The 23,455-nt window shown below is 38.5% G+C and carries 21 protein-coding genes and 3 tRNA genes; 16 read left to right on the top strand and 8 right to left on the bottom strand.

What is annotated here, in order from left to right; translation table 11 throughout:
• Positions 1 to 179: 179 nt before the first annotated feature.
• Positions 180 to 584 (bottom strand): hypothetical protein, encoded by a 405-nt coding sequence (locus tag EBF12_RS09530; RefSeq protein WP_121727436.1) that lies wholly within the window; start codon positions 582 to 584, stop codon positions 180 to 182.
• Positions 585 to 860: 276 nt separating this feature from the next.
• Positions 861 to 2,732, bottom strand: coding sequence for a molecular chaperone HtpG (htpG, locus tag EBF12_RS09525; RefSeq protein ID WP_121727435.1), 1,872 nt, complete (start codon positions 2,730 to 2,732; stop codon positions 861 to 863).
• Positions 2,733 to 3,051: 319 nt separating this feature from the next.
• Between htpG and EBF12_RS09520 the strand changes: the two genes are divergently transcribed.
• From EBF12_RS09520 to EBF12_RS09445, 16 genes are all read left to right on the top strand, one after another.
• Positions 3,052 to 4,311 carry a patatin-like phospholipase family protein gene (locus EBF12_RS09520; protein ID WP_121727434.1) on the top strand — a complete coding sequence of 420 codons (1,260 nt, stop codon included), beginning with the start codon at positions 3,052 to 3,054 and terminating at the stop codon, positions 4,309 to 4,311.
• Positions 4,308 to 5,264 (top strand): radical SAM/SPASM domain-containing protein, encoded by a 957-nt coding sequence (locus EBF12_RS09515; protein ID WP_121727433.1) that lies wholly within the window; start codon positions 4,308 to 4,310, stop codon positions 5,262 to 5,264. The genes EBF12_RS09520 and EBF12_RS09515 overlap by 4 nt, the downstream gene beginning before the upstream one ends.
• A gap of 97 nt (positions 5,265 to 5,361) precedes the next feature.
• On the top strand, positions 5,362 to 6,498 hold the full coding sequence (locus tag EBF12_RS09510; RefSeq protein ID WP_121727432.1) for an Opr family porin: 1,137 nt from the start codon (positions 5,362 to 5,364) through the stop codon (positions 6,496 to 6,498).
• Positions 6,499 to 6,517: 19 nt separating this feature from the next.
• Entirely contained in the window at positions 6,518 to 7,777 is a 1,260-nt protein-coding gene (locus EBF12_RS09505) for a hypothetical protein (protein ID WP_121727431.1), read from the top strand.
• A 163-nt stretch (positions 7,778 to 7,940) separates the two neighbouring features.
• Positions 7,941 to 8,144, top strand: a complete 204-nt coding sequence (gene rpmE, locus EBF12_RS09500) for a 50S ribosomal protein L31 (RefSeq protein ID WP_002956610.1) — start codon at positions 7,941 to 7,943, stop codon at positions 8,142 to 8,144.
• 4 nt (positions 8,145 to 8,148) lie between these two features.
• Entirely contained in the window at positions 8,149 to 9,015 is an 867-nt protein-coding gene (gene rsmI / locus EBF12_RS09495; protein ID WP_121727430.1) for a 16S rRNA (cytidine(1402)-2'-O)-methyltransferase, read from the top strand.
• A gap of 3 nt (positions 9,016 to 9,018) precedes the next feature.
• On the top strand, positions 9,019 to 9,711 hold the full coding sequence (gene rlmB, locus EBF12_RS09490) for a 23S rRNA (guanosine(2251)-2'-O)-methyltransferase RlmB (RefSeq protein WP_121727429.1): 693 nt from the start codon (positions 9,019 to 9,021) through the stop codon (positions 9,709 to 9,711).
• On the top strand, positions 9,695 to 10,819 hold the full coding sequence (locus tag EBF12_RS09485) for a hypothetical protein (RefSeq protein WP_121727428.1): 1,125 nt from the start codon (positions 9,695 to 9,697) through the stop codon (positions 10,817 to 10,819). Before rlmB ends, EBF12_RS09485 begins: the two co-directional genes overlap by 17 nt.
• On the top strand, positions 10,813 to 11,625 hold the full coding sequence (locus EBF12_RS09480; protein WP_121727427.1) for a hypothetical protein: 813 nt from the start codon (positions 10,813 to 10,815) through the stop codon (positions 11,623 to 11,625). Before EBF12_RS09485 ends, EBF12_RS09480 begins: the two co-directional genes overlap by 7 nt.
• A gap of 29 nt (positions 11,626 to 11,654) precedes the next feature.
• The gene (locus EBF12_RS09475) at positions 11,655 to 12,863 is read left to right on the top strand and encodes an LL-diaminopimelate aminotransferase (RefSeq protein WP_121727426.1); all 1,209 of its coding nucleotides are present in this window, start codon (positions 11,655 to 11,657) and stop codon (positions 12,861 to 12,863) included.
• Positions 12,864 to 12,889: 26 nt separating this feature from the next.
• On the top strand, positions 12,890 to 14,206 hold the full coding sequence (locus EBF12_RS09470; protein WP_208630978.1) for a homoserine dehydrogenase: 1,317 nt from the start codon (positions 12,890 to 12,892) through the stop codon (positions 14,204 to 14,206).
• Positions 14,199 to 14,540 (top strand): YraN family protein, encoded by a 342-nt coding sequence (locus tag EBF12_RS09465; RefSeq protein ID WP_121727439.1) that lies wholly within the window; start codon positions 14,199 to 14,201, stop codon positions 14,538 to 14,540. Before EBF12_RS09470 ends, EBF12_RS09465 begins: the two co-directional genes overlap by 8 nt.
• A 149-nt stretch (positions 14,541 to 14,689) precedes the next feature.
• A complete protein-coding gene (feoB, locus tag EBF12_RS09460) occupies positions 14,690 to 16,972 on the top strand; it encodes a ferrous iron transport protein B (protein WP_121727424.1) in 2,283 nt (760 codons plus the stop codon).
• A 99-nt stretch (positions 16,973 to 17,071) separates the two neighbouring features.
• Positions 17,072 to 17,149: transfer RNA gene (locus EBF12_RS09455), tRNA-Pro, on the top strand.
• A gap of 19 nt (positions 17,150 to 17,168) precedes the next feature.
• A tRNA-His gene (locus tag EBF12_RS09450) sits at positions 17,169 to 17,245 on the top strand.
• A 16-nt stretch (positions 17,246 to 17,261) separates the two neighbouring features.
• A tRNA-Arg gene (locus tag EBF12_RS09445) sits at positions 17,262 to 17,338 on the top strand.
• Between the two features lie 27 nt (positions 17,339 to 17,365).
• Here the strand turns inward: EBF12_RS09445 and EBF12_RS09440 are convergent.
• The 6 genes from EBF12_RS09440 to EBF12_RS09415 form a co-directional block, all read right to left on the bottom strand.
• Entirely contained in the window at positions 17,366 to 18,184 is an 819-nt protein-coding gene (locus tag EBF12_RS09440; RefSeq protein ID WP_244196500.1) for a glycosyltransferase family 61 protein, read from the bottom strand.
• A gap of 354 nt (positions 18,185 to 18,538) precedes the next feature.
• Positions 18,539 to 19,981: a hypothetical protein gene (locus EBF12_RS09435; protein ID WP_121727422.1), complete on the bottom strand. Its 1,443-nt coding sequence runs from the start codon at positions 19,979 to 19,981 to the stop codon at positions 18,539 to 18,541.
• A gap of 74 nt (positions 19,982 to 20,055) precedes the next feature.
• Entirely contained in the window at positions 20,056 to 20,844 is a 789-nt protein-coding gene (locus tag EBF12_RS09430; protein WP_208630979.1) for an oxidoreductase, read from the bottom strand.
• Positions 20,845 to 21,015: 171 nt separating this feature from the next.
• Positions 21,016 to 22,383 (bottom strand): MATE family efflux transporter, encoded by a 1,368-nt coding sequence (locus EBF12_RS09425; RefSeq protein WP_121727420.1) that lies wholly within the window; start codon positions 22,381 to 22,383, stop codon positions 21,016 to 21,018.
• Positions 22,373 to 23,026, bottom strand: coding sequence for a class I SAM-dependent methyltransferase (locus EBF12_RS09420; RefSeq protein ID WP_121727419.1), 654 nt, complete (start codon positions 23,024 to 23,026; stop codon positions 22,373 to 22,375). The genes EBF12_RS09425 and EBF12_RS09420 overlap by 11 nt, the downstream gene beginning before the upstream one ends.
• Before the next feature lie 29 nt (positions 23,027 to 23,055).
• A complete protein-coding gene (locus EBF12_RS09415; RefSeq protein ID WP_121727418.1) occupies positions 23,056 to 23,397 on the bottom strand; it encodes a histidine triad nucleotide-binding protein in 342 nt (113 codons plus the stop codon).
• Positions 23,398 to 23,455 lie beyond the last annotated feature (58 nt).

Below are 23,455 nucleotides of genomic sequence, written 5' to 3'. Positions count from 1 at the left end.
ATCTTGAGCGATAATCTTTAAAGGATTAGGAGCATCTTTTCTTTGATGATTAAGGTATTTAAAAAATTCAAAGAGAGTTTGGGAGATAGCAGATAGAGGCTTTACAAGGGTAAATTTAATAAAAAGTGAAATGATAAATACAATACTTATAAAACTCGCTAAAACAGATACGAGCATACTTATTGTGATTTTTCGTAGTGGTACATAGACTGAAGTTTGCGGCGCAGAGACAAGCACGCTCCAAAATGATCCATTATTACGCCATACTTCAAAAGTGGAAACTCCGCCAATTGTCTCTTCACATCAATGGTTTTATTATCAAGTGTGATTCCTGCTTTAAGAAAATTATTAATAACACCTTGTGTATTCTCTAAAAGCGCGAAGCTTTCATCAAAGATTGGGGCAATATTATTTGCGTGCCGCTTGGCAACATTATAGAGCATAGTTTTAGCTTCTTTATCAAGCGTAGAGCGAGATTGCACAAGAATGATAAGAGCTATAATCCCAATACAAACTAAAACAACAAGGGCAATGACAAGATTCATCTTAGTGCCAAATTTGAGTTTTTTAAATGATGCAAACATACTAATCTCCAACTTACTTCAAAAATATGAGAAATAATTGCGGAATTCTAGCTGAAACAAAAAAAGATTAATGTTTTTTGCTCGTGTTGTTTTTAGGTATTTTGTTACTAAATTATACAATGAAATAAAGCTAGTGTAAAAATGAGCGTGTAAGTTTAAAAAGATGTAATTCATCACAAGAAATGTAGAATATGAGCGGTTAGAATAATGTGCTTAAGGCTATTAAGAGTGAGTAAAAGATATTTACAAATGACAAGCAAATAAGCTCCCAAAGCCTTAAAGGCTTTGGAGTAAAAGGGAGTGGAGTTCAGTATTGAAAGCTTTAGCATTTTCAAGGTTGTTGCCTTCAAGCACCACAGCTGCACCAAAAAGCAAAGTAGCACTTTGAGCGATTTTTTCCGCACTTGCATTTTTGAGCTTTTCAAAAAGCGGATGGGTGATATTAAGCTCTAAGATAGGCTTAGATTCAGGGAGTTTCTGCCCCATTTGTGCCATAAGATTTGCCATCATTGGATTAGAGTCTTCTTTAATCAGCGTGATTGGAGAATCGCCTAGTTGTGAAAGTTTCACTTCAGCAATTTGCTCTCCCAACGCTTCTTTAAAGGCTTTCATAAGTGGCTCGTATGCTTTTTGTGTCGCTTCATCAATACTTTGCTCACCAAGCTCTTCTAGCGCTTCTTTGCTGTTAATACTTTTTAGCGGCGTTTTATCATATTCTCCCACCATCGGCATAACAATAGAGTCAATCTCATCGCTCAAAAGCAAGACATCAAAGCCCTTTTGTGTGTATTTTTCAAGTAATGGTGCGTTTTTAATTGCCTCTTTATTTTCACCCAGCATATAATAAATACTCTTTTGCTCGCTACTCATCGCTTCTTTATAGGCTTTAAGCGAGATAGATTCAGCCTTTACGCTCTCAAATCGCAAAAGTTCTAGAATCTTGTCTTTGTTTTCATAGTCCCCATATAAGCCTTCTTTCAGCACTTTGCCAAATTGTTCGTAGAATTTTTTATAATCCTCATCATTTTTTGCGATATTGGCAATTTCGCCTAGAATCTTCTTTGTGGAGGCGGATTTGATATTGGCTAGAATCTTATTTTGTTGTAAGATTTCACGGCTCACATTCAAAGGTAAATCTTCGCTGTCAATCACCCCACGCACAAAGCGTAAATATGGCGGCAATAGCTCCTTATCATCATCAGTGATAAATACTCGTTTGACATAGAGCTTCACACCTGATTGATAATCCACGCGGAATAAGTCAAATGGTGCTTTGCTAGGGATATAAAAAAGTGTGGTGTATTCTAAATTGCCTTCAACCTTTGTGTGAATCCACCGCATAGGCTCGTTATTATCGTGTGAGAGTGTGGCGTAAAACTCTTTGTAATCTTCATCTTTAAGCTCGGATTTTGGAATCTTCCATAGGGCTTTAGCGGTGTTGATTTGGGATTGCTTGTTTTCTTTGCTCTCTTTTGTAGAATCTCCTTTTTTAGAATCTTCTGTGTTTTCACTCTTGGTCTCTGTGTAATGGAGATAAATAGGGAATGCGATATGCTGGGAATATTTATGGATAATGTTTTCAATCTCCCAACGAGACGCAAAGTGTGCATCTTCCTCTCGCAAATACAGCGTGATTTGTGTGCCTTGAGATTCTTTAATACACTCGCCAATCTCATATTCGCCCTTGCCTTCACTTACCCACGCATAGGCTTTTTCTTCACCTGCTTTCTTGCTTTGCACCACGACACGATGTGCTACCATAAATGCCGAGTAAAAGCCTACGCCAAACTGCCCAATAAGTGCTGAATCTTTCTTTTTATCCCCGCTAAGTTGGCTAAGGAAGCTCTTTGTGCCAGACTTTGCGATAATGCCTAAATGTTCTTTCATATCAGATTCACTCATACCAATGCCATTGTCCTCTATGGTGAGTGTTTTTTTCTGCTCATCAAAGGATATGTCAATGCGTGGCTCAAAGCTTAGGGATTTGAGATTATCCTGTGTGAGCGTGAGATATGAGAGCTTATCAAGTGCGTCAGATGCGTTACTTACAAGCTCTCGCAAGAATATCTCTTTATTGGAATACAAGGAATGTATCATTAGGTCTAAAAGTTGTGTAATTTCTGTTTGAAATTGATGTTTTGTTGCCATTTTTTCTCCTTAAAATTCAAATTGAAGTGGCAATCATAGCAGAAAATATTAAATTATGTGTAAAGTTTATAATGATTCTATAAACTTTAATGAGTGAGTTTATATAATAAAAACTAAGTTTTTTGTATGATATTTGGAATAACAAAGCAAGATTCTAAGAATATTTATTATACAAGTTATACAGGCCGAGTTGTAAGTAATGACAAGCTAGAATCTTGGGATTTTTAGCGTTGGGATTGAAAGGTGGATTCTATAAAATTTTATAGAATCTATGGTGAGATTCTAAGACAAACATAATAAAAAAACATAAAGGAAAAAAGTGAAAGTAGCTATTGTGCTTGGAGGTGGAGGCTCTAAGGGGGCGTATCAAATTGGAGCGTGGAGGGCGTTAAAAGAGCTTGGTATAGAATATGATATAGTTACAGGCACAAGCATAGGTGCTTTAAATGGTGTGCTAATGGTGCTTGGAGACCATGAAAAGGCTTTGGGGCTGTGGCGGGAGATAGATATAGATAAGGTGGTGCTAAATGGGCTAAATCTCCGCACGGACTTGCAGTATTATTATGAGAATAGTGAGAAACTTTTGCCTTTTATCAAAAGCTACAAGGATAATAAGGGTATGGATATTGCTCCGCTTAAAAAGATTATTCAAAAATGCGTTGATGAGCGGTTTTTTAGCTCTAGCGTAGATTATGCGTTAATGAGTGTGAGATTCCCCAGCTTTGTGCCTGTAAAAAAATATAAAAATGAGCTTTCAATGGAGAATCTCGCTTCGTGGATTTTGGCTTCAGCCTCGTGTTTTCCGGCTTTTCCGGTATGTGAGATTGATGGGGAGGGCTATATAGATGGAGGATATTATGATAATCTCCCTATTAGTCTTGCTTTTGAGCTAGGTGCAGAGCAGGTTATCGCCATAGCACTTAATCCAGAATCTCACCCCTTTAGTCATCATCCGCTTGTGAAAAATATTTACCCCCTTAAGCCCCTTGGCGGTATGCTTGATTTTGACAAAATGAGTATTGAAGAGAACTTGGAGCTTGGCTATTTTGACACGCTCAAGGCTTTTGGTAAGTTGCAGGGCTTTACATACAGCTTTTATCCTAACACTAAAGATATGCCACAATATCTTATGGCGATGAGTAGGGCATTAAGCATTGTAATGCAAAAAGAATTGCACAATACAAAGGAATTGCCTTTTGCTTTGCATAAAGCTTTGGAATTTATTATGCCTTTAGAATCTAAGCGGATTTTAGAGCTTTTATCTCATAATGAAATGATGAGTGTGAATCTAGGCGAGATTCACAATGAAAAATCTCAAATGATTTTTAATCGATCAAAACTTGCTGCTATGGTGCTTTGTCTTGTAGAGCTGATGATGGGGCAGTATGACTATGAGCGTAAAAGGATATATCATCTTAATGAGATAATAGATGAGCTTAAGGCTAAAAATACGCAAAGGCAGGAAAAGACGGAGTTTTTTCAGGCTTTGAATCTGCCAAATGTTTATCAACGAGATGAAAAGATTATAGGGGCGTTTTTTCATCTCTTTTGTTTTGAGCTACAAGGTAGCGGAGTGTGAAAAGCTTGTGTAAGAAAGGATTCAATCCGCAGTTTCAAGCAAAATTTACGCCACAATGCAAACTAGAATCTAAGCCAAAATTTGAAAAGATTTATATTGAAATAAGCGATTATTGTGGGCTAAAGTGTGGATTTTGCCCAAGTGCAAGTATGGAGCAAAGACGCGGAGCTATGGATTTGGAGCTGTTTGAAAATATATGCCAACAGATTGAATCTAGGGCAAAGCGAGTGTGTTTGCATATTTTAGGCGATCCTTTGGGAGTGAAACATCTTGTCTCTTATGTGGAGATTCTAAAAAAATATCATTTGGCAGTGGAGCTTGTTAGCACGGGACTTTTCTTGCAGGAGTGGCATTTTGAGCTACTTACACAAGAGCCATTTGTGCAGGTGGCATTTTCTTTGAGTGCATTTTTGGCAAATAAACATCTTTTAAAAAAGCGACATTTGGGGCAGATTCTCAAATTTTGTGCGTTCAATCTCGCAAAAAAATCCCCCATTTTTGTGAATCTGCGTTTGCATAGTGATGATATTGCAGGGCAGAGCGTGGAGTTTATGGAGCTGTGTGGCTTCGTGGCTAGATTTTTTGGGCTAGATTCTAGTGTATTTATAGAAAGTCTTAAAAGTGGGCGAGTGAGACTTGGGGCAAAGGTATTTGCTAATCCTAAGACTTCTTTTGAATGGGAGCAAAGTAGGTATAAGGACAATCAAGCAAGCAATAACTCCCTTCAAGTATTTTGCTATGGAGCGATAAAGCAGTTTGGAATCTTGAGTAATGGTGAGATGGTGCCTTGTTGTATTGATTATGCTGGAAGGGCGAGTTTTGGTAATGTAAAAATGCAGAGTATAGGGGAGATTCTACAAAGTGATGGGTTTAAAAGATTTGCGTTAGAGTTAGAGCGTGGAAAAGCCCCTTGTGCGTTGTGTCAAAAATGTGGATATAGGCTTATTTTGTAGCTAGAAGAAAGAAATGGAATTATTTTTGCTGATAACCCCTTACAAAAAGTAAAGCTTGGTCTCTAAAAGGATTTAGGGATTGGATTAAAGGGATTTTATGAAAAGAATACTCGCAGTTCTATTGTGTATGTGTGGAATCTACGAAGCTGCAAATGCAAACAATATCGCACAATTACTCCTAACCGGGCGTCCAAGTGGGCATATGGGGGTGTATTATCAAGGTATGACGGGTGGAGCGCCGAGCTTTGCTGATGCCAATGTCTCACTTGCCTATCAAACTCAAAGCTTTCGAGGTCTAGCATTTGGTGGTTCAATGTGGGCAGCTACAAAGCTGTATCAGAAACGAAGTGGGGATTTTTCGCAGGTAAAGGAAAATTTTGTGCTTACAGAAGCCTATGCGAGTTTTGTAAATCCCGATCGTTTAAGTATATATGCGGGACGATTTCGAACCAATAGTGAATGGATTAAGCATTATACGCAAGGCGTATCAGCAACTTATGAAGATATAGAGAATCTTAAACTTGATTTTATTTGGGCATATAAGAATGCGTATGTAACAAATTATAGAATGGATAGTTTTGCAAATCCTTTTGGGAGTGTGGGGGCATTGTATCTAGGGGCAACCATCACGCTCCCTGAATCTCCTTTGCAAATTACCCCATATATTTATGCTGCTCCTAATGATTTTACTGCCTTTGGTGCTAAGGTGCTTGTGGCTGTGCCCGTGAATACCGCACTTTTATATGGAAAAATGCACTTTTTGTCTTTTAGTGCTAGGAATGATAAGATTATTGACCATTCACGCACAAAGGGTGATGGGGGATTTGTATGGCTAGAGGGTGGAGCAAAGTGGTTAGGTATGAATGTTGGAGGTGGTGTTCTCTCTGTGGCTGAAAATGGAGCTAGGGGGATTGATTCATTTGGGCAGAGTAGCTATTTTGAAAGACGAGAGGGACTTTTTTACAATAATGCTACATCACTTTATGGATTCTTAGAATATGACTTAAAGCAGTATGTGCAGCTTGATGCAGCGATTAGACACACAAACATAGGAAGCAAGAATATATTTAACTGGGAAGTGGGACTTGTTTCTGAACCACAACAGAATATTAAATTGGGTGTAAAAATTATAGGAATGGTAAATAATGCCGATTTTACGCTTGATAATTCAATTTTTGCCAATGATGGTAGGAATTATCTGCTGACTCGTGTCTTTGCACAAGTTAGTTTTTAATCTTTTATAAGGAGTTTTAATGAAAAAAGTGTATGTTTCACTTGCTTTAGCTTCTGCTATGGCGGTAGGTGCAAATGCGGTAGAGGTAAATCCTTTTGGACATTTAGGAGCATTTTATCATCAAGGATTTGGTGGTTTAGATATAACAAATGATAAGGGCAAAACAGTTCAAGCAGCTTATGGTAATGTTTCTGCACGCGTAGGGATTGATCTAGGGTTGGGTAAAAATGTAAGCATTGGTCTTGGTGGCTGGGGTGCTTACCCATTCTATGATATTTCACAGAATGATTCTATCACTAAAAGGGCATTTCCAAATTATGCTGATGTCTCTGATGCGTATTTTAAATATGATGGCGGGAGATTGAGCTTTGTGCTTGGACGCTTTGATATAGGGCAGTTTTTCCTAGGTATTGATGGCAAAAACTATACAGGTGTGGATTGGATTTATGGCAATGTGCAAGGTGGTGCGTTAAATGTAGATGGTGGAGCTATAAGCTTATGGGCATATTGGAGAAACTCTCAGCTTGGAGCAGGGCAGGCTTATAACAGAATGGGCTATGAGCTTTCAAGCTTTGATACTTATCAACATCAAAAAGACAAGAAAGGTGAGCTCGTAAGCGGTGGTGTGGATATTAAATTTGGCGAAATGTTTAAAGTCTCTCCATTTGTGAGCTATCTTACAGATGATAATGGTTATGTAGCTGGCACACACGATGTGTTAAACGCAGGTGCAAAAGCACAGCTTGATCTTAGCTCTGGAAGTGTGCAGTCAAAGACGACTTTGCGTGCCGTGTATGGTATGGATAATCTCGTAGGCGATGGCAAAAGCACAAATGGTATGACTTTTTGGATTGATGAAGAATTGCGATTTAATGAGTGGCTAAAGCTTGGTGCAGGATATATTTCAAATGGCAAAAACTCACATTTGCTTAACTTTGGAGATAGAGCAAGATTCTATGGCTATCGTGGTGGTATGAGTGGTGCTGGTGTTGGTCGTTTCCTTGGTTATGGCGATACTTGGTATGTCTTTGGTGGAGTTGAATCTAAGCGTCTAGCCCTTGATGTGCTTTACTCTGGCGGTGATTATGAGGAAATCTCTGCAGTTGGCTCTATTGTGCTTTGGCAAGGAAGTGATAAAATGTATTTCAAAGTCGGTGCCGGATATGTGGGGACAGGCAAGGTAGCGACAAACGACACTACACTTGGCAATCTCGTCGGCAATGCGTTTAATGGTAAATGGCAGCATTCCGCCCTTGCGTTTGCTAAATTTGGATTCTAAGAATCTAAATAAAGATTTAAGCAAGGCTAGGATTCTAGCCTTGCAACCCTAGTTTGATACCTTAAAGATTTTTGCTTAAATTTATTGTAATTAAAGCAGGAATTAAACCATTTTCTACTATAATCCACGCTTTTTTACACTATCACACAAAAAAGGACACATAATGAAAAAAGGAATCCACCCAGAATATATCCCTTGTAAGGTAACTTGCGTAACAAGTGGAAAGCAAATTGAAGTTTTAAGCAATAAGAGTGAATTGCGTATTGATATTTCAAGCTTTTGCCATCCATTTTATACAGGAAGTGATAAAATCACTGACATCACTGGACGCGTTGAGAAATTCCGCCAAAAATACAATATGAAATAAGTCTATGCTAACACTTGTGCCAACCCCCATTGGGAATCTTGAGGACATTACTTTGCGGGCGTTGGAGGCAATAAGGTTGGCTGATGTAATTTTGTGTGAAGATACAAGAGTAGCCAAAAAGCTTTTAGAGCTACTCATCTCACGCGATATCCTTGAACTTCCAAATGATATGAATCTAAAGGATTTTTTAGATTCTAAACAAATCAGGTCTTTTCATTCACATAATCAAGATGAGTTTTTCTCTTCTTTACAGGAGAGATTTTTTGATTCTAATGTATTGTATCTTAGCGATGCGGGAATGCCTTGTATTAGTGATCCGGGTGCGAAGCTTGTGTCGTATGCGATAGAACATCACATTGCCTTTGATGTTTTGCCCGGGGCTTGTGCGTTAAATGTGGCATTTTGTGGGAGTGGTGTAGAATCCACACCATTTGTTTTTGTAGGATTTTTACCACATAAAAAGCTAGAGCGACAAGCGAAACTTTTGCAGATTGCTAGGCTCAATATGGGTGGGGCGTATAGTGCGATTTGCTATGAAAGCCCACATAGAATCTTAGAAACCTTGCAGGATATTGCACTCTTGCTTCCACATACCCGTATTGCTGTGCAAAAGGAGCTAACAAAGCTTCATCAGCAGCGATATTATGGCACAGCACAAGAGGTTGGCGATATGCTAGAAGATTCTGTAATACGCGGGGAGTGGGTGCTGATACTTGATTTTTCACACGCTTTAAAGCATAGTGAGAATACACTTGATTATGAAGAGGCACTTATGCTTGATATTCCACCAAAAATTAAGGCAAAGATTTTAAGCAAGATGAGTGGCAAAAGTATCAAGCAATGCTATGAAGAAATCCTAAGCGTGGAGTAAGCGGTGATTATTTATGGTAAGCAGCCTATTTTGTATGCCATAAAAACTTGTCCTTGGAGCATAGAGGAATTTTATCTCGTAAAAGAGTTGCCAAAAGAGCTGTTTTCTCAACTAAGTAAGTTGGATAAGCCTATAAAGCGTGTGGATAACAAAAAAGCTCAAGCTCTCGCACACGGCGGCAATCATCAAGGGATTCTCGCGCAAATCACCCCTCCACAGCCCTCAAGCCTCAAAGAGCTAAAGGAAAAAGATTCACTTTTGGTGCTATGTGAGATTAGCGATGTGGGGAATGTCGGCTCAATTTTTCGCACAGCTTATGCCTTGGGGGTAGGTGGAATCGTGATTTGTTTGCCAAGTCTTAGTCAAAAAGCGATAGAAAGTATCGTGCGTCTTTCAAGTGGAGCATTTTTACATATGCCTTATGGGGTTTTTACACAAGTCTTTGATGTGCTAAATGAGCTTAAAAATGCAAACTTTACCCTTGTAGGTGCGGATATGCAAGGGCAGGAGAGTGTGGAGAGGTATCAAAAATGGGCGTTATTTTTAGGCAGTGAATCTGTGGGTTTATCAGCACGGCTGAAGCACAAACTTGATACAATGCTTTCCATCAAAATGGAACATCACTTTGATTCGCTCAATGTAGCGGTAGCTACGGGAATTTTAATAGATAGGATTAATTATGCAGGGAAACATTAATACACAATTACTTGATGAGGAGCTAGGAAAACTTAAGGCTATTGGCTTAAAGGAGCTAAGCAAAACAACAAAGCTTGCAAGCTCAAAAATTGAAGATGTGTTAGAGAAGCGTTTTGATAAGATTGACAATGTGCGGGCAAAGGGTTTTATTGCAATTTTGGAGCGTGAATATGGCGTTGATTTGCGTGATTGGATTCTCTTTAAAGAGCAGTTGCAAAAGCCTGATATAAATAGTGTGGCAGAGGTGATAAGCAAACAAGACGAGGAGGAACGCTCCCAAAAATTAATTGAGAATATAGCTATTGTAAAAGAAAAAGAAGAAGAAAAAAAGAAAGATTTACAAAAAGATCGTGAGCATTATGTGATTGAACTTGCACTTAAAAATGAACCTACGACTAAATCTCACGCAGAATCTTATTCTTGGGTTTATGTGATTTTGGGGCTTGTTTTTCTTGCACTTATGGGTTATTTTGCATACAAGGCTTTTTTGCAAGATAATGACGGGGCAACACAAGATTCAAAATCAAGTGCAGTATCCCAAAAAAATCAAGAGGTTGATAATGAGGGTTATGATGGTGTGTTTTTTGACGCGACAAAACCATTAGAAGAAACAAAACAGCCAAATCTACAAACACAAGAGATGTATTCTCAAGATGTTTTAACGGATACACAGGCTCAAGATTCTGCTTTGCAAACCCAACAAGACAAACCAACGCAATCTCAAGACAATCAGCAATTAAGCCATCCAGAGCAAAGCTTCTTCTTTAATCCTAAATCTGCTCAAGTAGATTCTCAAGCAAATGCCCAAGAGAAAAAGCAAGTCAGTGATAATATCTTGCATATCCAAGCCGAGCAGGATTTGTGGCTTGGTGTGATTAACCTTGAGACCGGAAGCAAGGAGCAGTTTTCATATAAAAAGGAGTATGATATACCTTTGAATAATAAAATGCTTCTTGTTATGGGGCATAGTGTATTTAAGCTTACACTTAATGGCGAGGAAGTGCCTCACGGCAACAAACATCCTGTAAGAATGTATTTTGATGGTTCAAGTCTTGTAGATGTGAATTATACGCGTTTTAAGCAGCTTAATGGCGGTCTTGAATGGTAAGGTTTGTTTTTATTCTTGCTTGTATTATAGCGAGTGCGTGGGCTGATGCGTTTGATGATAAGATAAAGAATCTTATGGGGGAACAAAGCTATCAAACAAATGCAAATTTCATTAATAGAATCTTTGCTAATAGGAATCTCTACTACACTGGCGGACGACTTGATATTGCTAAGATTGTTTATGCGCTTAAAAGTAATGGTCTGCTTAGCTCACGCTTTGGGCAACCAAGCGAGGTGAAGTTAAGCTTTAGCGCGAGGACTAGTCCTGTTTTACTCACAAAGGTTGGGAACAATATTTTAAGCACAATGGGTTATTCATATTTTGTCGTAAGTAGAGCAGAATTAAGCGGTGGTCTCTCAAGCGTAGAGTTTTCTTTTAACACCGAGCATAGCCCAGATATGGGAATTATTATTGATGAGCTAGGAAAGAGAGGTTTTGTTTGCCTTGATATAAATCGTGTCAATGCACAAAAATGGGAATATATGCTTGAGGTGAATGAGCCGCGACTTCCAAACACAAAGTTTCTTGCAAAATCGGCAACACTCAAATGGCGTGATGCATCAGGAGAGTATTGGGTGAGTGTGAATATGAGCGGAGATTTGTATATCCAAGCTAGTGATTTTCCAAAATGGAATCCACACATTGTGCTGTATGATAAGAATCTAAGTATAATAGATATGCTAAGCAATACAGGCGGCAATGATAGTGTGAAGGTTAAGATTCCACAGGGTGTGAAGTTTGTGATGATTACAGATTATGATGGAGCGGAGAATCTTAAGGGCGGAATTACTGCGAGTTTGAAGTAGATTCTGAATCTAGTGATAAGGAGAGAAGTATGTTTGATGAGATTGAGTTTGATAAGACAAAGCGTTTGCCAAAGTATGTGTTTGCTGCTATTAATGAGATTAAGCTTGAGATGCGTCGTAATAATGAAGATGTTATTGACTTCTCTATGGGAAATCCAGATGGTAAGACGCCCGAACATATTATCCAAAAGCTATGTGAAGCTGCACAAAAAGATAAAAATCAGGGCTACTCTGTAAGTCGCGGAATCTACAAGTTGCGTTTAGCAATTTGTAATTGGTATAAGCGAACTTATGGCGTGGATTTAGACCCAGAATCTGAAGCGTGTGTAACAATGGGGAGTAAAGAAGGCTATGTGCATTTAGTTCAAGCCATTGCAAATCCGGGTGATAACGCCATTGTAGCCGAACCCGCTTATCCTATTCATTATTATGCTTTTATTCTTAATGGGGCGAATGTCTCTACTTTTGGGTTAAAGTGGAATGATGAAATGGAGCTTGATGCAAATGATTTTTTTGCAAATATTAAAAGGGTGCTAAAAGAAGTAATGCCTCGTCCAAAATTTGTTGTTGTGAATTTTCCGCATAACCCAACGACCATTATTGTATATAAGGAATTTTATGAGCGTTTAGTGGCTATGGCAAAACAAGAGCGATTTTATATTATTTCTGATATTGCATATGCAGAGCTTTGTTTTGATGGTTTTAAAACGCCAAGTATTTTAGAAATCCCCGGAGCCAAAGATGTGGCGGTTGAAAGCTATACGCTGAGTAAAACTTACAATATGGCAGGCTGGCGAGTTGGCTTTGTGGTGGGCAATAAGAAAATCATTCAAGCTTTGCAAAAGATTAAAAGCTGGATTGATTATGGAATCTACACGCCCTTGCAAATTGCCTCTACCATTGCCCTTGATGGAGACCAAAGCTGCGTGGAAGAGATATGCGATAAATATGAAAAGCGTATGGAAGTGCTGATTAAGAGTTTTAAAGAAGCGGGTTGGGAGATGAAAAAGCCAAAAGCGAGTATGTTTATTTGGGCGAAGTTGCCTGAATGTGTGGGTGATATGGGTAGCTTGGAATTTTCAAAAAGGCTTTTAAAAGAGGCGAAAATTGCTGTAAGTCCGGGTGTGGGCTTTGGGGATTATGGAGAAGGGTATGTGAGAATTGCGTTAATTGAAAATGAAAAGCGAATCCGCCAATCCGCACGGAATCTCAAGGCATTTTTGAAGCAATTTTCATAAGATTTTATTAAGATTTTAAGGATTATTTGATGTCAAAGCTTGTTTTGGGAATGGTTGGCTTTGGAGTTGTTGGCTCTAGTGTGTTAAAGGCAATTTTAGCAAATGGTGAGATTATTAATGCAAGGGCAGGAAAACAGATAGTCTTAAAAAGCATTGTCGTGCGTGATAAGAAAAAGGCAGAAAAAAAGCTTGCAGAGTTGAATGTCATAGATACGAATGCAAATATAACCCTTAGCACAAATGTAGATGATATTTTACAAGATAGTGAGATTGATGTTGTTATTGAGCTTATGGGTGGTGTGGAGTTTGCATACACAATAGCACAAAGAGCATTGAAAGCAAAAAAAGCTTTTATCACCGCTAACAAGGCAATGCTTGCTTATCATAGAAGCGATATTGCACCACTTGCAAATGGTTTGCCTGTGGGATTTGAAGCAAGCGTGTGTGGTGGCATACCTATTATACGCGTTTTAAAAGATGGCTTGAGTGCTAATCATATTTTGGGAATCCGCGGGATTTTAAATGGCACGAGTAATTATATCCTAACTCAAATGCAGCAGTTTGGCAAAAACTTTGCCACAGCCCTCAAAGAAGCACAGAATCTTGGCTATGCGGAGGCTGATCCAAGCCTTGATATTAATGGTGGTGATGCGGGACATAAACTTTTAATCCTTGCTTCTCTTGCGTATGGAATCCACGCTATGCCCGAAGATATATTGATTGAAGGTATTGCTGATATAACGCCCGATGATATGGAATTTGCCAATGAGTTTGGCTATGTGATTAAACTTCTAGGCATTGCTAAAAAGCAAGATGATGAAGTGGAGTTACGCGTTCATCCAAGTATGATTAAAAAAGAATCTATGATTAGCAAAGTTGATGGCGTGATGAATGGCATTAGTGTGATAGGTGATTATGTAGGGGAGAGTATGTATTATGGAGCGGGAGCAGGAGGGGAAGCAACAGCAAGTTCGGTGATAAGTGATATTGTCGCTATTGCTAGGGGGGAGAGTGCGGCAATGCTTGGCTTTAGCCGACCTTTGGAAGAGGGTAAATTGCGACTGAAAGATAAAGAAAAGATTCACTCACGCTACTACATACGCCTTTATGTGAGAGATAAGCCCGGAGTGTTAGGGGAGGTAGCACAGATTCTAGGGCGACATAATATTTCTATTGGTGCATTTTTGCAAAAAGAGACAGATGAGAAAAATATCGCCACAATGCTATTTTCTACACATCATTGCTATGAAAGGGAGATTAATCACGCTTTATGTGAGTTGGAACAGATAGATTCTATCACGCAAAAGCCCTTCAAAATGCGACTTGAAGATGAATATGAGTAGGACAAAGGGTAAGCAAGCAGAAGACAGAGCGTGTGCGTTTTTATCTCAAAATGGTTTTGAGATTTTGGAGCGAAACTTTTTTGCACGATATGGGGAGATTGACATCATTGCTCAAAAGAATGGAATCTTGCATTTTGTTGAAGTTAAAAGTGCGAGTGTCGGGGCTAAGAGTGGCTTTGAGCCTATTTATAATATCACGCCAAGCAAGATTGACAAGCTTATATCCACGATAGGATTCTATCTTTCAGCACAGAATCTCACACAAGAATATTGCCTTGATGCGTTAATCATCAAAGGCGAACACATTGAGCTTATAGAAAATATCACTTTGTAGTGAGAATTCATCTATTATCATTTTTATTGTGGCATAAGCCATTTAAGTATAAGTAAGAATAAATACTAATTTTATTGACTCTGCGTTTTGAATCTAGCTACAATTCCAAAAAATCAACACTATCTTACATTATCAAACAAGGAATTATAATGAAACAAATTACCATAGTATGCGTTGGACAGCCAAATGTTGGCAAAAGCTCGCTTGTGAATAAGATTTGCGGTGTGCATTTAAAGGTGGGGAATTTCACAGGTGTTACGATTGAGAAATCAGAAGCAAAGATTGAATACAAGGGCTACACTTTGCGTATTATTGATTTGCCCGGCACATATTCCTTAAATGACTACTCTTTTGAGGAGCAAGTAACAAAGCAATTCTTAGAATCTCAAGAATATGATGTGATTTTAAATGTGCTAGATTCTACAAATTTGGAGCGTTGTTTGCTACTCACTACGCAGCTTATGGAGCTTCAAAGTAAAATGTGTCTTGCACTCAATATGAGTGATGAGGCAAAAAAAGAGGGGATTGAGATTAATAATGCGTCGCTTGGCGAGATTCTAGGTGTGGAGTGTGTGAGCGTGTCTGCGTTGCGCGGGGAGAATCTTGAGGCTTTGCTTGATAAGATAATTTTTATTGCAAATGAGCCACTCAAGCCAAACAAGCGAGTATATGCTGATTTTTTAGAAAATGAGATAGCTAAGATTCAGAGTTTTTTGACACAAAAGCGTTATGATGAGATTGAGCGGCTTTTGGCTGAAAATCATAAGGGGCTTGTGAGCTTAAGAGATATTGCAATTAGGCTACTTATGCAGGATAATTTTCTTGCTAAGAGTTTGCACGATAAGGGCTGCTGGGCGGAACTTAGCGAGTTTGTCAATAAATGCATACAGCAGCTTTATAAACAATCCCAAAGCCAAAATGTGCGTGATATTTTTAATGATGATAGTATTAGTTTCGCAAAGGGTGCAAGTATGGAATCTAGCCGAACTCACGCTAAAAAGCAGCTCTCCACAACTCAAAGGCTTGATGCGATTTTACTTAATACTTATCTTGGGATTCCTATTTTTTTATTGTTGATGTGGCTTTTGTTTCAGCTTACTTTTTATCTTGGAGAGTTTCCTAAAGTGTGGATTGAGGAGGGTATGGCTACTTTTGGCTTTTTTGTGGAGGAGCATATAGGTAATGAATTTTTAGCGTCTTTGCTTTCGGGTGGGATTATTGCTGGTGTTGGAGCAGTGCTTAGTTTTTTGCCTCATATTTTGATACTTTTTTGCGGTATTGTGCTGCTTGAAGGCACGGGGTATATGGCGAGGGTAGCATTTTTGCTTGATGGTTTTTTTCATAAGTTTGGTTTGCACGGCAAGAGTTTTATCCCACTTGTTACGGGGTTTGGTTGTTCTGTTCCGGCGTATATGAGTGCGAGAATGCTGAAAAATCGCAATGATAGAATGCTGACACTTTTTATTATTAATTTTATGAGTTGTGGGGCGAGGCTGCCTGTTTATACGCTTTTTATTGGGGCATTTTTCACTCCAAATGTGGCTGGGAATGTGCTGTATGGAATCTACATCTTTGGAGCATTGGTGGGGCTATGTATGGCTAAGATTCTAAAGCTTACTGCTTTTAGGGGTGAAGATGAGCCATTTGTAATGGAGATGCCAAAATATCGGCTGCCAAGTATGCGTTTAATTACTTTTAGTGTGTGGCAAAAGGCAGTGAGCTATGTGAAAAAGGCGGGAAGTTTTATACTCCTTGCTTCTGTGATTATTTGGGTGGGGACGCAGTTTCCCCATAATGAGACCTTAGAGCAGCAGACAAATGAGACAGTGAGTGCACTAGAATCTAAGATTGTGGAATTGGAGCAGCAAAGGGGCAAGAAAGAGTGTGTGCAGGAGTGGGAACATAGGAATGCTGATGGTAGTGCAAGGTGGGGTGTTTCTGTCGTGATGTGTGAAGATGGGTATATAGATAGACGCATAGAGTCTATACAAGAAGAGATAGAAAATATTCAGCATACCTACCAGTCAAGTAAAGTAGAGCAAAGCTATTTGGGGCGGATAGGGAAGTTTATAGAGCCACTTTTCACGCCTATGAATTTTGACTGGAAGTTGTCTATTTCGCTTGTCAATGGGCTTTTGGCAAAGGAGACGATAATCTCAAGTATGGGTGTTTTGTATGCGTTGGGTGAGGGTATTGATGAGAATAATGATATGCCTTTGCGTGAGATTCTTCAAGAGAATGTTAGCCTGCCTAGTGCTATTGCTTTTATTTTGTTTATTATGTTTTATAACCCTTGTTTTGCAGCGAGTATTGTATTTGGCAAGGAAGCGGGTGGAAAGCGGTTTATCGCGTATTTGTTTATTTTTACAAGTGTGGTGTCATATATCTTTGCACTTGCGGGACATAAGATTACGCAGTTGATTGTTGGGTAGTATATGTGGAATTGGAGCATTGAATCTGTGTAGAAGTAATGTAGTTTTCTTGACAAAAAAGCGATGTTATACTATAATTACGCCCTTTTAACTTCGTGTCGGGGCGTAGCGCAGTCTGGTTAGCGCACTTGGTTTGGGACCAAGGGGTCGAAGGTTCGAATCCTTTCGCCCCGACCACTTCTTAAATCTTTTTATGGTGGGTGTAGCTCAGTTGGTTAGAGCATCAGGTTGTGGCTCTGAGGGTCGTGGGTTCGATCCCCATCACCCACCCCATAAATTCTTAGACTTTGCGTTCGTAGCTCAATTGGATAGAGCACCAGACTTCGGATCTGGGGGTTAGGGGTTCGACTCCCTTCGGGCGTACCACTTTCTTAAAATGCTAGATTCTACTGATTATTCTTGCTCAAATATTTGCAAGGCGAGTTTGAGCTTTTCTGGATTGATATAGACATTTTCTTGTTGAGGATGCATTGATGTATCGTGTGTTTCTCCCACCATATAGGAATATTTACAACCTCTTGCTAGGGCCATATAACATTGTGCTGGATCGTGATAGTATTGTGAGAATATTTCAAAGATGCGTGTATTTTTTTTGCAAAAAGCAATATTAACCAATGCTGATCCATGCATACTGCCTATATGTGTTGCTGAAGCAAAGGTATAGATCTGCTCCTTGATGTTCATAGTATCGGGTAGGATAATTTCATATCCAAAATTTTTAAAAACATACTCCACTTCAGTTTGATTTTCAATACTACGATTAGAATTGTGTGGGCGTACAAGAAAAATCTTCCTCTTTGGTATTATATTATTTGGTAAAAGATCATCATACATTTTATAGACAAATAGTGGCATCAGGAAAGAGCGAAAATGCAAGTGTCTGCGGTACTCAACAATCTCATAATCAGCCATTAGGGTTGGGATAATAAGTTGTTTTGCTTGAATGAGTGTATTTTTGGGACAAGATGGAATGATGCATTCTCTAGGAATGCCTAGTAATTCATACATTTGTGCTTGGAATGGTGTGTTTAGTGGAAGAATATAAAAGTCTGGAGTTATGTTAGCCAATTTAAGTTGATAAAAAGCACCTATTACATCTCTTATAAAATGTCCATATGTTTCACTTACTTCATGGCGGGAAAGTAGGGCAACTGAAGCCTGATATTTTTTTACAAAAAAAGAGTCGAAATAAAATTTTAACCATTTTTGCATACTTCTACAAAGAGATGTAAAGTACTTATATTTGGTTGATGTTCGTATGTGCTTCATAGGATGATTGCGATGAAGAGTATAAGAGATTAACACTTTCTTGCTTTTTGTCCAAACGATTTCATTGTTTGTGTAGCAGTACGCATAGGGTAATAGTCTAACTTTACATTCCAATGTATTGTGGGTATATGGTCGGAAGAAATAATGAAAGTTGCCAAAAATATCCGTAAGTGGAATAGAGTTGTTGCAACCAGATTGACCGACAAAGCAAGTTTGGGTGGGATAGACTGTGATTTCTGCATATATTTCCCCATCTTTTTGTGCATCTTGGTATGTCGTAACATTGAACATAAAAATCTACCTAGTTATTTCCATATTTTTTAAATAGTCATGTATTCCGTGCAAAATGATTTTTGCATACATAGGTGACAGATAAGTTGTTGTATAGTCTTTCAAATAAGACAAACACTGAAAAAAATTTTCGCTATTATCAAATACACATGGCTCCTTTGAAAGTTTTTCTAAGCTACTCTGCAAATCTGTAAAGTTTTTAACATAGATCATATTTTTTGCACATTGGAGAAGAATATTTTTTCCTCCAAAAACAATGCATGGTTTATTGTTGAATAGAGACTCTAGATGTATTGTGCCATTAATTGTGGCAATGGCTTTAGATTGTTTTATAAGGAGTTGAGACGATATGTTAAAATCAATAAAAGAAAGATTTTCTAGCTTTCGGAGTTCTTGGTAGAATTCCACTGATTTCCACCATTTAAGATTATAGAGATAATAACCCATTTCTATATTGTTGAACATAAATTGATGTGGATGTTCTTTGACATAGAGCTTCCAACCATTTGGTAAAGCACTATGAAGCATTTGGATGATCGTGAGTTGATTTTGCAGTGGTACACATACGGTCGTTCCACCCTCTGGTTCAAAATGCATAGCGTAAAATATGAAGTTTTCATTTTCCTGTGGTTGAACCGATAGTGATGTGTAGAGGCGTTTCATTTTCTTGAGATAAAAGAGAGAATAAGCCTTATGCCAAAATGGAAAATGATAAATTCCTGCAGCTGTTTTCATAGTGGTGTTAAAATCTTTATGTATAAGACAATTCGCAAAATCTACAAGAATTTGCCCAAAGACGCTAAGCATAATGTTTGCTAACTTTCTTTTTATTTTTTTTGATACAGAAAGCTTTTCTGTAGAATACCTCGTTGTATCTGGTTCAAATTTGTAAAAAAGAGAATTTTCTATCTCCGTATCACTTGTTTGTGATAAAGGAAGTGGAATGTAGGTGCCATAATTATGATGAAGTATTGAAACATGGCTGCACGTTGATGATGTTACAAAGAACGCTGGAATACCTCTGTGTTTAGCAATATGTGCAGGAATATCATAAGTGTAGCCATGTTCTAAATTATCGATTAGCACCAAATCAATATGAAAAGTGTCGAAAATATGATTCCACCAACATAGAGCATTAATAAATCTATTGGTTGCCAACATACCATCATTAAGCCAACGATGATACGCAAACTCTATTTTGTATTGCGTCTCTCTGAAGGTTTGAAGCAGCTCATAATCGAGATAAGGAATTCCATTCAGTTGTTCTACATCATGCATAGAAAGGATGTGAGTAATTCTCGTATCACATTCATATTGTTCTCTCATACTGTTTGCAATTGCATCTGTTGTAACAATAAGAACAGCAATATGATAATTAGCTGCAAGTAGCTCAGGAGGGAGTAGAGGTTTGTCATAAGATCTATCAAATATAATAACATTTTTTTTCATCATTGTCCTTTTCTTAACTTTAAATCAATCTAAGAGTCTAATCAGTACTCCATTGTAGCATTCCTATTTCTAGTTTATAACCCCCAGCCATCATCAACAATAAGAATCTGTCCGTTGATATATTGACTTGCATCGCTGAGTAAAAATACAAGTGTCCCACTCAAATCCTGTGGGTCAAGCATACCCTTACTTGTGCAATGCCCCCTGTAACGCTCCAAAAAGCTTTGCGGCTGATTATCCAAGATTCCACCTGGGGCAATGGCATTAGCACGAATCCCAGTATTGGCAAGGTATTTTGCCATATATCGTGTCATATGGCACACCCCAGCTTTGATAATGCTGTATTCAACTGGGCTATCCATTTGTGTGCCAATATATGTGTCAAACTTTGGGGCATACACACCCTGAATACTGCTCATTGAGATAATATTCCCAAAACCTTGCTGTTTAAAATATTTGGCAAATTGCTGAGATGTAAGCAGATAACCACCCATTTGTATATTCATATTGGCACAAAAATCATCATATTCTACTTCAAAGAAATTCTTTTTCCCCCACATTGCCGTGCGTGGATAGGCATTATTAACTAGGGCATCAATTTTGCCAAAGCGTGAATGGAGCGTGGAGATAGCATATTCTAAACTCGCTTTTGAAGTGATGTCAAGCTCAATGCAAAAAATAGAATCCGCACTCAAATACTCATCTTTGAGATTTTCATAGATGGCATTTTTAGCAGATTCAGCAGCACTAAGATTAATATCAGCGATGACGCCAATCCCTCCGTGGCGGATAATAGATTCTACGAATCCTTTGCCGATAAGCCCTGCTCCACCTGTTACAACAACGACTTTGTCTTTTAAAATCATATTGGTCCTTAAGAATAGTTTAATTGTAAGATGAAAATATTATAACAAAGAGCGGAATTATAAGTAAGAATATCTAATAAAAATCTTAAAGTATGCCCAAACTCCATTCCCAAGCAGTTTAATTAGAATCTTCAAGCTATAAGATTCTAACAAATGACTTGCAAATTCTCATATTCTCACAATATGTTTTTTCCAAATGCCCTTGTAGAAAAGTAAGCCAAAAAGTCCTGCACGCAGGTATGTCTCGCAACAAACAATGGCAAAAATCCACACCACATTGATTTGAAAATACACGCATAGCCACATCGGCAAGATTCTAAGAATCCAAATACTTCCCGTATTTACCCAAAGTGAAAGCTTTGTAGCTCCGCTTCCACGCAATGCTCCATCAAGCACAAAGATACAAATAAGTGGCACTTGAGAAAGCCCAACTGCCACAAGATAGGCAAATGAATAATCCACCACAGCAGATTCTGTGCTAAAAAGCGATGAAAGCTCCACGCCAAATACACAAAGCAAAAGCCCCAAAATCCCCATAGTAACGCTAGAGATAAGCAAAATTGTGCGGATAAACTCTTGAGCTATATCCAGTCGTTTTGCTCCTATCATTTGCCCCACTAACGCCATTGTCGACACTTGAAAGCCAAAGCCGGGCATAAGGATAAAGCTCTCCACCCTTGAGCCAATTTGGAATCCCGCAATCACTTCTAGCCCATAATCTGTCATAAACTTTGTGATAAGCACGAGCGAAAGGATAGTGAGAGCGCGTTCAATCCCAGATGGAAGCCCAAGCTTCAAGCCAAAAAACAAAATTTTGCTCCTAAAGCCAAGGCTTAAGCGTAAATATTTGTGTGTCTTGCATAGAATCCAAAATAACACGAAGCATTCAAGATAGGTAATTGCCATATTTGCAATACCCGCTCCCATAATGCCAAGAGGCGGAATGTGCGGCAAGATATGCAAGGGTTGTGTGCCAAAAATAAGGATATAGTTAAGAGCGATATTAAGGCTTGTGGCGATGATTTTAATATAAAACACACTTTTTGTATCGCCAACTCCAGCAAGTGCGGAGATAAAGATTGTTTTGAGTAAAAAAGCAGGAATACTATAAAAAATAAAGCTAAGATAGAGCATTCCTAAAGTTTTTGTCTCCCCACTCACATTCATCCAATCAAAATAAAATTCATTACTCACATTTGCAATAAGATAAATGGGGATTGAAAAGAGAGCTGCTCCAAAACTCATCGTGCTTAGAATCTTACTTAACTTAGCGTGATTCCTTTCACCAAAGGCACGGGAGATTTGTGCATTTGTGCCAACATAAAAAATTGTTGTAAGTGCAAAAAGAAACATCCAGCAGCTCATACCAAGCCCGAGTGCGACAATATTGTGCTTAATAGTTTGTGTGTCATTTGAGATATGAGCGATAAAATACATTCCTATACTGATATTAGCAATATCAAGTAAGGAGTTGCCACCAGAGGGCAGGGCGATTTTGAGAATCTTATAAGTGCGTTGTTTAAAGCTATAAGTCATAGGTATTTCTTATGGGGTTAGATTCTACTTTGGGCTTGTATTGTGCGATAAGCTGAATGATATGTCTATATGCGGATTCTGCCCTTGTGTTTTTGTAGATGTGAAAATGCAAAGTCTCAAAGTGATTGTGCGGGCTAAAAATTTGTTCTAACTCTCCCATATACAAGGCTTTATCGTGTTGTGCGGAGCTAGAATCTATGTCAATAAAAGTTTCAAAAAGCACAATGCCATTTGGATTAAGTGCGTTTATTATAGGCATAAATTGCCTTCTATCAAGGAAGAAACTATTTAAAATCACATCATATTTTTGCGTTATGCTAAAGGTATCTAAATCAGCACAGATAGGCGTGATATGTGGAATATGTGAGAGGTTTTCTAGGGCGATTTGAGATATATCTACACTCTCTACGCAAAATCCAAGAGATGCTAGAATCTTGCTGTGGCGTCCATTGCCACAGGCGATGTCAAGGGCTTTGAGCTTTGTGTTTTTGAGAGAGTTTTTTGAATCTAGTTTGTCTAAATCCACTTCAAGAGAAAAAATGTCTTTTAGCACATCACAAGCACTTATCACAAACGCACTAGGCTCACTTGGCATAAAGCCTTGCTTGTAGCGTTCATTCCATTTTATCGCATCTTCACGCATTGTTATGGTTAAAAATAGAATCTAAGATTTTACACAAGCGGAGGGAATTTAAGCTTTGTCCCACCAAGTATATGCAAATGCAAATGTGGCACTTCCTGCCCACCATCAACGCCGATATTTGTGATGATTCTATATCCGCTTTTGTCAATCCCCACTTTTTTTACAACCTCTTGAGCAAAGCCACAAAGCTCCCCTAGAAGATGAGAATCTGCACAATCAAAGTCTTTGATACATTCCTTAGGGATAGCCAAAATATGCACAGGAGCCTTTGGGCTAATGTCATAAAAGGCTAAAAACTTATCATTTTCAAGCACTTTTTTGCTTGGAAGCTCCCCACTTACAACTTTTTCAAAAATCGTTTTTTCTGCCATCTTATGCTCCTTTTTGATAAAAATAAGGGATTTGTTCCCATAGATTTGCAATGGATTC

Origin of the sequence: Helicobacter labetoulli (genome assembly GCF_003670275.1) — a bacterium.
GTDB classification, from domain to species: domain Bacteria; phylum Campylobacterota; class Campylobacteria; order Campylobacterales; family Helicobacteraceae; genus Helicobacter_C; species Helicobacter_C labetoulli.
Note: the sequence above shows the minus strand (reverse complement) of the source record. Positions and strands in the feature narration are given on the sequence as shown.

What these genes read in the sequence shown, in the direction of transcription:
- EBF12_RS09530 (WP_121727436.1), bottom strand. Translation starts at nt 584, where the DNA reads ATGTTTGCATCATTTAAAAAACTCAAATTTGGCACTAAGATGAATCTT.
- htpG (WP_121727435.1), bottom strand. Translation starts at nt 2,732, where the DNA reads ATGGCAACAAAACATCAATTTCAAACAGAAATTACACAACTTTTAGAC.
- EBF12_RS09510 (WP_121727432.1), top strand. Translation starts at nt 5,362, where the DNA reads ATGAAAAGAATACTCGCAGTTCTATTGTGTATGTGTGGAATCTACGAA.
- EBF12_RS09505 (WP_121727431.1), top strand. Translation starts at nt 6,518, where the DNA reads ATGAAAAAAGTGTATGTTTCACTTGCTTTAGCTTCTGCTATGGCGGTA.
- rpmE (WP_002956610.1), top strand. Translation starts at nt 7,941, where the DNA reads ATGAAAAAAGGAATCCACCCAGAATATATCCCTTGTAAGGTAACTTGC.
- rsmI (WP_121727430.1), top strand. Translation starts at nt 8,149, where the DNA reads ATGCTAACACTTGTGCCAACCCCCATTGGGAATCTTGAGGACATTACT.
- EBF12_RS09485 (WP_121727428.1), top strand. Translation starts at nt 9,695, where the DNA reads ATGCAGGGAAACATTAATACACAATTACTTGATGAGGAGCTAGGAAAA.
- EBF12_RS09480 (WP_121727427.1), top strand. Translation starts at nt 10,813, where the DNA reads ATGGTAAGGTTTGTTTTTATTCTTGCTTGTATTATAGCGAGTGCGTGG.
- EBF12_RS09475 (WP_121727426.1), top strand. Translation starts at nt 11,655, where the DNA reads ATGTTTGATGAGATTGAGTTTGATAAGACAAAGCGTTTGCCAAAGTAT.
- EBF12_RS09465 (WP_121727439.1), top strand. Translation starts at nt 14,199, where the DNA reads ATGAGTAGGACAAAGGGTAAGCAAGCAGAAGACAGAGCGTGTGCGTTT.
- feoB (WP_121727424.1), top strand. Translation starts at nt 14,690, where the DNA reads ATGAAACAAATTACCATAGTATGCGTTGGACAGCCAAATGTTGGCAAA.
- EBF12_RS09440 (WP_244196500.1), bottom strand. Translation starts at nt 18,184, where the DNA reads ATGCAAAAATGGTTAAAATTTTATTTCGACTCTTTTTTTGTAAAAAAA.
- EBF12_RS09435 (WP_121727422.1), bottom strand. Translation starts at nt 19,981, where the DNA reads ATGAAAAAAAATGTTATTATATTTGATAGATCTTATGACAAACCTCTA.
- EBF12_RS09425 (WP_121727420.1), bottom strand. Translation starts at nt 22,383, where the DNA reads ATGACTTATAGCTTTAAACAACGCACTTATAAGATTCTCAAAATCGCC.
- EBF12_RS09420 (WP_121727419.1), bottom strand. Translation starts at nt 23,026, where the DNA reads ATGCGTGAAGATGCGATAAAATGGAATGAACGCTACAAGCAAGGCTTT.
- EBF12_RS09415 (WP_121727418.1), bottom strand. Translation starts at nt 23,397, where the DNA reads ATGGCAGAAAAAACGATTTTTGAAAAAGTTGTAAGTGGGGAGCTTCCA.